12 protein-coding genes are annotated in these 11,104 nt (G+C 68.9%); all 12 read left to right on the top strand.

Annotated features, from left to right (window positions below; genetic code table 11):
* The first annotated feature begins 164 nt into the window (after positions 1 to 164).
* The 12 genes from ACZ59A_RS43580 (at position 165) to ACZ59A_RS43525 (ending at position 10,600) form a co-directional block, all read left to right on the top strand.
* Positions 165 to 575, top strand: coding sequence for a hypothetical protein (locus ACZ59A_RS43580; protein ID WP_470971077.1), 411 nt, complete (start codon positions 165 to 167; stop codon positions 573 to 575).
* A gap of 493 nt (positions 576 to 1,068) precedes the next feature.
* Positions 1,069 to 1,827: a hypothetical protein gene (locus ACZ59A_RS43575; protein WP_470971074.1), complete on the top strand. Its 759-nt coding sequence runs from the start codon at positions 1,069 to 1,071 to the stop codon at positions 1,825 to 1,827.
* A gap of 179 nt (positions 1,828 to 2,006) precedes the next feature.
* Entirely contained in the window at positions 2,007 to 2,690 is a 684-nt protein-coding gene (locus ACZ59A_RS43570; RefSeq protein ID WP_470971072.1) for a hypothetical protein, read from the top strand.
* A gap of 345 nt (positions 2,691 to 3,035) precedes the next feature.
* Complete coding sequence (locus ACZ59A_RS43565; protein WP_470971070.1) at positions 3,036 to 3,851, top strand: hypothetical protein; 816 nt, start codon at positions 3,036 to 3,038, stop codon at positions 3,849 to 3,851.
* Between the two features lie 959 nt (positions 3,852 to 4,810).
* Positions 4,811 to 5,725: a class I SAM-dependent methyltransferase gene (locus ACZ59A_RS43560; RefSeq protein WP_470971067.1), complete on the top strand. Its 915-nt coding sequence runs from the start codon at positions 4,811 to 4,813 to the stop codon at positions 5,723 to 5,725.
* A gap of 214 nt (positions 5,726 to 5,939) precedes the next feature.
* Positions 5,940 to 6,254, top strand: a complete 315-nt coding sequence (locus ACZ59A_RS43555; protein WP_470971065.1) for a hypothetical protein — start codon at positions 5,940 to 5,942, stop codon at positions 6,252 to 6,254.
* 327 nt (positions 6,255 to 6,581) lie between these two features.
* Positions 6,582 to 7,421, top strand: coding sequence for a DUF4097 family beta strand repeat-containing protein (locus ACZ59A_RS43550; RefSeq protein ID WP_470971062.1), 840 nt, complete (start codon positions 6,582 to 6,584; stop codon positions 7,419 to 7,421).
* 895 nt (positions 7,422 to 8,316) lie between these two features.
* Positions 8,317 to 8,745, top strand: coding sequence for a hypothetical protein (locus ACZ59A_RS43545; RefSeq protein WP_470971060.1), 429 nt, complete (start codon positions 8,317 to 8,319; stop codon positions 8,743 to 8,745).
* Positions 8,746 to 8,874: 129 nt separating this feature from the next.
* Complete coding sequence (locus tag ACZ59A_RS43540) at positions 8,875 to 9,201, top strand: hypothetical protein (RefSeq protein WP_470971058.1); 327 nt, start codon at positions 8,875 to 8,877, stop codon at positions 9,199 to 9,201.
* 76 nt (positions 9,202 to 9,277) lie between these two features.
* Entirely contained in the window at positions 9,278 to 9,688 is a 411-nt protein-coding gene (locus ACZ59A_RS43535) for a DUF6573 family protein (protein ID WP_470971056.1), read from the top strand.
* A gap of 165 nt (positions 9,689 to 9,853) precedes the next feature.
* Positions 9,854 to 10,102: a hypothetical protein gene (locus ACZ59A_RS43530; RefSeq protein WP_470971054.1), complete on the top strand. Its 249-nt coding sequence runs from the start codon at positions 9,854 to 9,856 to the stop codon at positions 10,100 to 10,102.
* Positions 10,103 to 10,336: 234 nt separating this feature from the next.
* Entirely contained in the window at positions 10,337 to 10,600 is a 264-nt protein-coding gene (locus tag ACZ59A_RS43525; RefSeq protein ID WP_470971051.1) for a hypothetical protein, read from the top strand.
* The last annotated feature ends 504 nt before the right edge of the window (positions 10,601 to 11,104 follow it).

The raw sequence follows: 11,104 nt of genomic DNA, 5'->3' as shown, positions 1-11,104 counted from the left end.
GCCCACAGACCACACCCGATGGTGGAGTGTAGATTTTGGGGATCGATGCCTCTTCAGTGGGCACCCCAAAGAACTTGCCCTGGTCCAGAGCCCGCCCCGCCGGGGGGGGGGGGGGGGGGGCCCCCCCCCCCCCGCCCCCACTCGAACCCGCAGGAGACGTCACGATGAACAACCCGCGCCAGCTCGGTACCGACGCCGCCGGAAGCCCACTCCTGGCCAGCCCTCGGCCCACCGACGACCTGTTCGACCCCCTGCCCCACGGAGCCGATCCGGCCCAGATCCAGGCTGTTCCCGTTCACGCGGTCCAGAACGGCGACCTGATCGTGGGCCACTTCCCCGAAGTGGCACCCGGGGCGCCCCGTGCGGCCGACCACTTCGCCATCGCCTACACCGCGCACCCCGCACGAACCTGCGGCGAGTGCGCCGAGTGCCACGACGACCTGTACGCCGTCGGAGACACCCCCGACCACCAAATCCGCTACGTCGTCCTGTCCTTCGACGCCGAATACGGATGTGACATCTGGCTCCGCAACGAGCCCGTACTGATCATCCCGGCCGTGACCCTTGCACGCTGACCCGCCCGGGGCGGCGGACGGCGCCGCTGCCCCGGCACCATTCGAAACACCCTGCCCCCGGGGGAACGGGGCCGGGCCAAAGCCGGTGGTGGGCTGGAGCATCACGAACTCGTCGTCGTTGTGTGCTGGTCCCGTTGTGGCCGGGGCGATGAGCTGAGGTCGCATCACGGGTGGAGGGGGAGCTGCTCGATGTCGGCGAGGTGCGGGTGGGCGCGGGCCGTGGCGGGATCGGTGGGCGGTTTACGTGACCGGCCGTCACCCGGCTGTCGCTCCGCCGTGGCGGACGCGGAAAAGATGGCTGGCAACGGCGGGGGTGGGCCCGGCCCGGTGGCTCTCGAAAGGATCATGGAGTTCCGGGGGAAAGTGCTGGTCGGGGGCATTCTGGGCTTGAATATCGGGCTCATGACCCGTAATATTATTCGTGTTGGAAGGGGATGGCGCCCCGAACAACACCACCACTCGAAACCCGAGACCGAGAGATGGAGTTCGCCCTATGGCCAAGTCCAAGGCGTCGAAGACCCGCAACCGCATTGACGCCCTGCGGGCAGTGATCGACAAGGAGTGCACTGCGTCAGCCTGCCGGGATTCGGGTACCTGCCGCCATGAGGGCGAAAAGGACGCCGCCCGTCACGTGCTCGACCGTCTGCTGGAGAAGTTGAAGGACGCGGCCGAGGACGAGCGCGAGGAGCGCGCGCGGATGTGGGCCGACATCTACGAGCACGGCTACGACGAGAACGGCAACACCTTCCGCACAGGCACCAAGTACCGCGCTGGGCAGCCGATGAAGGAGCGGACCGCAAGCATCCGTGCGGACATCAAGATGGCGCGCAGGGCCGGTAAGACCCCCCTCGTGCAGGAGGGGCCCGGGCTGGTGTCTCAGGCGGTGGAGACCTACCGGTTCGACCCCATCGGGGAGGCGCCCGCGCAGATCAAGTTCCGAGTCCGTATCGGCGCCGGTGGCGGCTCCGTCCAGATCGGTGTCGACAACATCCCCCAGGAGTGGGGATGGATCGCCGAAGAGGTTGCCGATTACAAGGGGGAGAAGGTCACCCGGTGGCGCCGCACGCAGGCCCTGAAGGATCTTGAGGACGAACTAGAGGCGGTCGCGGAGGCGTACAACGCCGATTACGGCTCCAACCTCATGACGGGCTGTTCCGCTCAAGCGTTCTCCGTGTTCGTCGAGTCTGACGACCCCGGAACGCTCGCATGGCGCGCCGAGTACGAGCGCAAGCGCCGGGGCCGCCGCGCCTGACGTGCCCGGACCACCACGCCCCACCGCGTAAACACCCTCTCCCGGCCGGGCGGCGGATTGACGTCGCCGCCCGGCCCTTGCTGGGCGACCCCGGAGCGCGCGCCGCAGCGCCGAGACGCCGCGCCCCGAACCCCGTACCGCCACTCTCCGCCCGCTGAACACTGCTGAGGACTCCCGCCATGCAGAACACCCCGGCCTACACCGCCAAGGTCACCGACTACGACCGCAGTGTCTCCACCCGCACATACAGTGCTGTCGAAGCCGATGCGCTGATTGCCGCCGCTCTGTGGGACGACGACGAGGTCAGCCCCGACGCCGACCGCTCCGGCCGCATCACCATCACCCGGATCATCACCGGACATCGCAACGCCCTGGATACCGAGCCGGTCACGATGCGGCGCGTCATCCGGATGGAACCGGTGTGCGCACCACGTCGGCTGACGGCTCGCCAGTACGAGGACCTACGGCTGATCCGGGACAGTGAACTGACCTTCGGCGCCGCCCTGGCCGACGGATATGTTCTTGCCGGGTTCGTGTCCATCCCGCCGGGTGCCACCGGGCGCCTCCTGGAGCGTGGTTGGCTCACGGCCGAGCCGGGCGGCGCTGTGTCCGTCTCCTTCGCGGGCCGGGTGGCGATGATGCTGCATGAACACCGCGCAGAGACCGGCTACGTGGGCACGGACAAGTGGGTAGTCGACGCGTTCAGCGTTGGCGAATGGCAGATCGGAGCCCCCCTGTACCTGTCCCGCTGCTCCTGCGGGTACCGCGCCGAGAGGCTCTTTGAAGTCCAGGCGATGGCACAACAGGCATCCCGCAAGCACCGCCTTGACCACCTCCGGGCCGCGTTGGGGCTGACCACCTGACCCCCACGCGCCGCCTACCGCCGAGGAGTGCGACGGCCGCGTGCGCTGTACCCGCTTGTGGTGCGAGGGCGACGGCCGCGCGGTGGGGTGGCATCTCAGAGCGGTCTACGTGGCGGGCCGTCGCCCGGCGACCCCTGGCGCCCTGGTGCTGAAGAGCGGCGGGCAGGGAGCAGAGTCGCCCCGACCCCGGAGGCCATGCGCGCATGTGGAAAACCCGAGAAATCCCTAGTCAGGAGTCCCTTTCCATTGCCGTTTGCGGCTCATGACTGGTAATATTGATATTGCCGGAAGGGGGTGGCACTCCTGTCGGCGCGACCACTCGAAACCCGAACCGAAGAGGACACCATGGCCGTCATCGACGCCGCGTTCTACCCGCTGATCGTCACCAACCGGCCCGGCGACTCCCTGTACCGTCAGCCCCCGGCCGGTACCGACATGGGCGGGGTCCGTCTGTGTCCGATTGCCGACGTCCGCCCTGGCGACTGGGTTCTCGGCGAGTTCGAGCGCCCCTTGAATCCGGACCGTCTTGACACCCTCATGCAGAGCGTCGCGGCCTTTCCCGCGCTCCCGGCAGCGCTGAACCGGTACGTCGCCCTGGATGGCCAGTCGGCCGTGTGGCACGACGATGAAACGGTGCAGATCATCCCCCGCGAGTACATCCCCGGAGACGCTTACGCCGACCGTTCCGGCGGATACCGCGCCGGTGACCGAGTAGAGCGCACCGTCATCTACGACCCGATGCACGACGACGACCGGGACAAGGTCGGCACAGCCCGCCCCGTGATCCAGCGCGGCACCGTCACCGACGTCGAAGACAGCGCGTGCACCGTGGCGTGGTCGGGGTACTGGGCCAACGGCCGCTCCGAAGAAGTCGCCATGCGCTTGGCCGACCCGATGGCCATCGCCCGGGAACGCTCGGTGTACGGCTTCGCAGTCGGCGACACCGTGACCACCAAGGGCAGCTACGGGACCGGTGTCGTGCTGGAACTGTGGTTCCACTCTTGGGCCGGAGCGCCGATGGCCCGCGTCTACTGGCCCGGAAGCCCCTGGAGTAACTACTGCGCGTACGACTTCGCCCCCACCAGCCGATACAGCCACAAGATCCCGGAGAACACCTACGACATCACATCTCGCGAGGACTACCCCATGCCCACCGCCTGACGCCCCCTCTCGCCGCGCCCGGGGTGCCTTAGCGCCCCGGGCGCGGCGGTGCCGATCGCAGTGCGGCGGCGGGCCCGGGACGCAGCCGGGTGCAGGGCTGGCCCGGGTGGGCGGCGGTTGCCCCGCTGGGGCCGGACCGGGCGGCGGTGCGTTGTTGGTGGGTGCCCGGCCCGGGGGGGCCGGGTGCGAGGGGCGCTTCGGCGCCGCCCCCTCGCGCTCCCCAGGCGCTGCTGTGGCTGGGGGCGCAGGGTGTGGGTGTCGGGTTGTGGTCGGTGGGCGGTGGTGGTGCCGGGGGTTGCTTTCCTCGTGGTCGCCGCCGCGGTGGTGGCTGATGTCGGGGGGTGGCTGGGGCGGTGTCGACCTCGAGGACGCTTGCGTTTGTTTCGTGCGGGTGCTGGTGCTCGGGTGGTGCACCGGCCCTGGTGGGCCGGTTCTGGGGGGCTGCGCGCCCCCCAGGCCCCTGCGCCAGCGCGGCGGCGCTGGACCCGCGGCGTTTGACAGGTCCCGGGCATCGCGTGGTCTTCCCGCGGAGCGCGGGCTGAACACCATCGTGGCCGGGGCGAGTTCACCGCGTCGTTGTCGGGTGCCGGCCGCGTCGTGGCCGGGGCGGTGGGCTGAGGTTGAGGCGGGGTCCGGGGAGGGGTTGGTCGACGTCGGTGAGGTGCGGGTGGAGCCCGGGCCGGGGCCGGTGGGCGGAATCGGTGGGCGGTTTACGTGACCGGCCGTCACCCGGCCACCGCTCCGCCGTGGCGGGCGCCGGAAAGACGCTGGCAACGGCGGGGGGTGGGCCCGGCCCGGCGACTCTCTAAAGGATCATGGAATTCCTGGGAAAAGTCCTGGTCAGGGGGCGTTCCGGGCTTGAATATCGGGCTCATGACCCGTAATATTGTTCTTGTTGGGAGGGGATGGCATCCCGAACAACACCACTCGAAACCCGCACCACGAGGAGGACACGGACCATGGCGAAGATGGCGACTGAGCAGGCGATCCAGCACCGTAAGGCGAAGGGCTTGATCGAGCTGGACCGTGACCTCACCCCCAGTGAGCGGGAATTTGTCCTCGACAACCTGATGGAGGAGGGGGATGCTCGGCTCGACGGCGCGTTCTTCACCCCCGGCGGCTTGGCCATCGAGATGGTGATCGAGGCGTTCGGCGCGGGCAGGGTTATTGACCTGTGCGCCGGTATCGGCCACCTGGCCTGGACCGCACACAAATACCTGCGGTCCCACCGTGCCGCACGAGAGATCGTATGCATCGAGAAGAACCCGGAATACGTCCGCATAGGCCGCAAGGTCCTGCCCGAGGCGACCTGGATCTGTGGCGACGTGTTCGACGTGCCGACCATGGATCTGGGCGAAGCCTTCGATGTCGCCCTCGCCAACCCGCCGTACGGGATGGTCTCGCGGGGAGGTCGAACGGCGCCCCGCTACACCGGCGGCCGATTCGAGTACCACGTCATCGACATCGCCGCCGACGTGGCACGGCACGGGGTGTTTCTCATCCCCCAGCGGTCGGCCCCCTTCCGTCTCAGTGGCGTCCCGCACTTTGAACAGGTGCGGGAAGCCCACTATCAGCAGTTCGAGGGGCAGACGGGCATCGTCCTGGAGCCCGGATGCAGCAGCGACACGTCCAAGTACATCGACGAATGGCGCGACGCGGCCCCACGTACCGAAATCGTCCTCTCCGACTTCACGGAGCGGAAGGCCCCAGCCCCCACTGCCACCGTCGCCAGTGCCGCGAAGGCCCCCCAGGTGAAGGACTGGGGCGCCATGTGCGCCACGGACTTCACCACCCGGCTGGAGGGCACCCCGGTTGCCATGTTCGATGTGGGTGACGACGCGACCACGGGAACCATTGGCCTCTTCGACGTCTGACCGTGACGCGCCGTAGCCCCGGCCGGTAGGCCGGGGCTACGGCGCAAGCGAAGCTCCTCCAGGCTTGCCCAACGGCCTAGAGCGGGCGTCGACCAGGCCGCCGCCCGCGTCGCGCTGCTCACCACCAGCCAGTTGACCTCCGCGCCCCGGCCCGTGCCACGGCGGGCGCGCCCCGGGTCCGCCCGTACCCCTCCTGACATCGAGACGAGATCCTGTGAACACCCGCCCCCGCTGCCCGCGCTCGCTGCGCCGCCTCGCCGATGGACTGGCCAGCTACCGTCAAGCCATCGACTCCATCGTGTGGATCGACGCCCGCACCGACCGTTGCACCCACTGCGGCCGCAAGGGCATCGACGGATGCGACCCCGCCACCCGGACGCATCCCGCGCCCGCAGTGCCCGGCTCGCTGTACCGCGCCGCCCATGCCGCCCGCCTCGCCTGGCGCCTACGCCACACGATTCCGGACCACTTGAACCGGCCCTTCGCCAACACCCCTACCACCCACGCCCACGCCGACGCTCCGTTCTGAACGCTCACCCGCTACGCCGCCCCCGTCACGGTGAACCGCGCTGTCCGGTCCCAGACGTCTGTAGGCACCGTGCGTCTCTGACCAGCACTGCCTACGGATGGGCGGGACGCGCGAAAGCTCCCTCGGGCGCCGCGCGCGCCCATTGACCGGCCTGCCTACAGAACTCCGGGACTGCCCACACTTCGCAGGGACCAGACACGCGCATCCTTGCACGGGGCGAACCTGTCCCTGTTTTACAATCTCACTCACTACTGGTAATATTATCTCTGTTGGAACAGGGTGGCACCTCGACCAACAGCACTCGAAGCCCGAACCGAGGAGATCATCTTGAGCACCGAGCAAACCTTCACCGCCACCACCGCCGGACACATCTGGGCGGACATCATTAGCCCCAGGGGCGCGGTTGAGGTCACGGTCGACCCGAGTCTCAAATACGCCGAGATCACCGTAAGCACCGCCGACGACGAGGGCCCGGCGGCCGACGCCGTGCGTCGAGCCGCCAGCCGCGAACACACCTCCAACGGCGTGAGGGTCATAGAGGTCAGCGTTCCCGAGACCCGGGGCGGCGGCATGCGGGTAGAGACCTATTCCGGCGGGGGCGGTAGCCAGTTCAACACCTTGAACTCCGGAATAGCCGCAGGCATCGGCGACGTATGGGTGGGCGGACAGCAGATCGTCCGGAGGGGCCGAGTGATCGCCCAGCAGGGAACCGCCGTCTCCGGCGCTGGCTTCGACCGGATCACCGTCGCAGTGAAGATTCCCAGCAGCTCCAGCGTCCGTCTGGACACCACCAGCGCCGACCTGTGCACCAACGGCGAGGTCCGGGTTCTCGATGTCCATTCGGTTTCCGGCGACGTCCGGGCCGAGGGCGTACATGCCCTGCGTGGCAACCTCACCTCCGGTGGCATGAACGTGGAGCGGGTGGGATGGCGGGTGGACGTCACCAGCGTCTCCGGTGACATCAAGATCCACAATTACAACGGCAGCCAGCTGATGACGAACTCGGTTTCCGGCGACATCACCGTGACGTCCCCCTCAAGCTCCACCGGCGCTTTCACTGCCACCACGGTTTCCGGCGACATCACCGCGTACGGCGTCGACCACCTCAACCCGCGCATCAACACCGTCTCCGGCGATGTTCGTCCCCGATCGCTGATGAGGCGCTGAGTGCGACACGCCTTGGGGCTCCCCTCCCGTGCCGAACAGCAGCGGGAGGGGAGCCTGTTGGGCTGGCGGCTGGCATCCGGCCCGGGGGGCCGGGTGTGAGGTGTTGGCTGGGTGGGTGGTGCACCGGCCCTGGTGGGCCGGTTCTGGGGGGCTGCGCGCCCCCCAGGCCCCTGCGCCAGCGCGGCGGCGCTGGACCCGCGGCGTTTGACAGGCCCCGGGCATCGCGTGGTGTTCCCGCGGAGTGCGGGTTTCGTGGTTGGGTGCGGCCCGGTTCCCGCGGCGTGGGGGCCGGTGGGGGTTTTCATCGCACCTGCGGTGCGATCCGGCCGTGCGCCGCAGTCGGCGGGCCCTGGGGGCCCTTCTTTTTGCGGCCCGCAGGTCGCTGGCGCGCCCTGCGGGCTGCGGGCGCTTCGCGCCCTTGCGCGCGTCCCCGGGGGGCTCCTCCGGACGCCCGCCCCCCGGGGAATGGGGGGCGGGCTGAACACCGCCGTGGCCGGGGCGAGTTCACCGCGTCGTTGTCGGGTGCCGGCCGCGTCGTGGCCGGGGCGGTGGGCTGAGGTTGAGGCGGGGTCCGGGGAGGGGTTGGTCGACGTCGGTGAGGTGCGGGTGGAGCCCGGGCCGGGGCCGGTGGGCGGAATCGGTGGGCGGTTTACGTGACCGGCCGTCACCCGGCCACCGCTCCGCCGTGGCGGGCGCCGGAAAGACGCTGGCAACGGCGGGGGGGTGGGCCCGGCCCGGTGACCCTCTAAAGGATCATGGAATTCCTGGGAAAAGTCCTGGTCAGGGGGCATTTTGGGCTTGAATATCGGGCTCATGACCCGTAGTATTGTTCTTGTTGGGAGAGGATGGCACCCCGAACAACACCACTCGAAACCCGCACCGTGAGGAGTCCCCCATGTGCCTGCTGACGATCGCACTCGGTGACACTGTTGCCTACCTCGACCGCGAATACCAGATGCCGCAGGGGTTGGCTCCGTACCGGGCCGATGTCGCCGGAGCCGGGGAGGTTGCTGCGACGCTCGTGGCGCGCCTGCGTCTGCGTGGTCGCATTGTGGCGGCGGTGCGGTACGTCGAAGAGGAGCCGAGCAGGCTCGGAGGCGGGTTTGTCATGGATTCTCTGGGTTCCAGGGCGATGCGCGTGGAATGCGTAGCCGATGGTCGAGCGGTTGTGTGGCGTTTTGACCGCTTCACGGCTGACCCTGACGCCGCTTGGACCGTTGAAGTCGACGGCCGGATGTCTTCTGTCGGCTTCGGTCGCCGCATGCGGGCGCATGAGCGTCACGCCACGCTCGCATGGGTCGCGCACTGGGCACTTCTGGACTAGAGAGGCCCTGGTCGGAGCCCTTTCTGGACTAGCTATTCAGGCTCTTAGCTGGTAATATTATTAATGTTGTTCCCCGGGGTGGCGCCCCGGGGCAACGCCACTCGAAACCTCACTGAGGAGTACCACCCAATGCGAGCACTCATCGAGACGTTCAAGGCGATCCGCGCCCGCCGTCGCGCGGTCGGCAGGGGAATGCGGTCGTACACGATCGTTCTGAACTGGAAGACGAAGGAGTATGCCCACTACGCGCCCGAGGTCATCCAGGTCCGCGCCTCCTCCTCACTTCATGCCGAGATGGCCGCGCTCCTCCAGGTGGCCAAGGCGAACGCTCACCACGTCGACCAGTTCAAGGACGTGCCGGGCCGTGAGCTGATCACCACCGCCGGTGCGCTGTTCAAGCACGTCGCCACCTTCCCGGGCGCGCACTACGCGATTCAGTCCGGCGACCACTTCTGAACCATCCCGCCGGGGCGGCGGATGGCACCGCCGCCCCGGCCCCACTCGAAACCCGACCGCACGAAGAGAGGCACCCGTGAGCACCACCGGCACCGTTTACACCCGCGCCCACGCCATCAAGGACGGCGCGCTGATCGAGGCCGATCCCGGCATCTCCGAAGAGGTGGAATTCCCCGCCCCGGTCGCCATGACCGCAGCCGTTCACATGGACTGCGTCGCCGTTCCCGAGGCGTACGCCTGGCGGACCGGCATCCGGCTGGACGAGACCCATCGGGAATGGGACCTGTTGCTCACCGCCGCCCGCGCGGTCAAGGCCGCCGCTGGCTCCGGCCGCCCGCCCCGACTGGCCCTCACCCTCTACCGCGTCCCGGCCGACGGCGTCACCCATGAGCCCCGGCGGGTGACCCTGGTTGCCGAGGCGTCGCCCGGCGACAATGGCGAGCGCGTTATCACGATCATGCGCCCCAGCGAGCGCCTGCCGCACTGAGGTGGTCCGGGGCGGCTGAAGCGCCGCCCCGCATTTCCAAGAAAACCCCTGTGCAGGGTCCTTCTCGACTAGGTGATCTGACTTAAAGGTGGTAATATTAAATCTGTTGGAAGGGGGTGGCACTCCGGCCAGCATCACCACTCGGAACCCGAACGAGGAGCAGTAATGGACCAGGTCACCGAGCAGCCGAGCAGCTTTCTCCGCTGGGGCCGGGATGGCCATCTGGACGCGCCTATGCGGTTCCCTGCCGGAACCCCGCACAAGGTCATCGACGACTGGCGCACGCGGGTCGCCGAAAACGGGGGAGCGGTAACCGAGGTGTACGACCCGACCCCGCCCGTCTCAGAGGAACGCATGGCTGAGCTGCGACAGAAGATGGCGGCCGCGAGGGCCGCGAAGCTCGCAAAGCGCTGAAGTCCCAGCCGGGGTGGCGGATGGCACCGCCGCCCCGGCCCCACTCGAAACCCGAATCACTCACGAAATGGAGGCCCGCATGGGCGCCGACTACACCATCAAGGGCACCGTCAAAATCAACCCCCCGATCCCCTTCCCCATGCTCCAGGGCTGACCGAGGGGCCGGACCTGCCGTCCTTCCGCTCCGCCAGCAGCGCGAACGACCCGCAGGCCGCAGGCCCCTGGTCCGACATAGTGGGCGTCTGGGCGCTGATTCCCTCAGACCAGCCGCTATACACCATCAGCGCGCTTGAGGTACTGCACTTCTGCGCCACCTCCACGGGGGTGTCCAAGACTCTCGCGCACTTCGCCGATATCTGTCTGACGGACGGCTACGAGCTGACCAGCGAAGTGACGTATCAGGGTGATGAAGGCGAACGCGGCCTGATCCGGATCACCGAGACCGGTGAGATCCGGTGGGATGAGACGCACGCGCCCAGTTGGAGGTCTGCCCGCTGATAACGGGCCCGCTGTCCCGGCCCGGTTCCCCCGGGCCGGGGCGGGGTGCGTGGGAGCGCCGGGCGCGACGGTCGCGGTTGCCCCTTCTGTCCGTCGCGTGGGTCGAGGGGTCTGCTCCCCGTGGGCGCCGGTCGGGCCGTGTTGGTGCCGCTGGCCGCGCCTGACGGGGCCGTGGTGAAGTCGCCGCGCGTGCGAGCGGCTGGCTCGGTGGCCGGTCCTGGTGCGGCGTGCCGGGGGAGGGTGCGGGCCGTTCGTGGTGGCCCGGGGGCAGCGGGGGAGGGGCGCTGCGCGCCCCTTGGGGGTGGTCGGCGGTGGGGCGCTGCGCGCCCTGTCGCCTTGCCGTGTGGCCGGGCGCTCCGCTGCGCTTCGGCCCGGTGAGAGCGCTTCGCGCTCTCACCGGGTGCGGGTGCGGTGGCCGGGTGGGGGGGGGGGGGGGGGGGGGGGGGGGAGAGGGAAAGAAAAAAACACAACAAAAAAACCCAAACCACACACACCACCCACCCC

The organism is Streptomyces sp. NPDC040405 (genome assembly GCF_055595765.1).
This window is presented reverse-complemented; position numbering and strand designations above follow the sequence as displayed.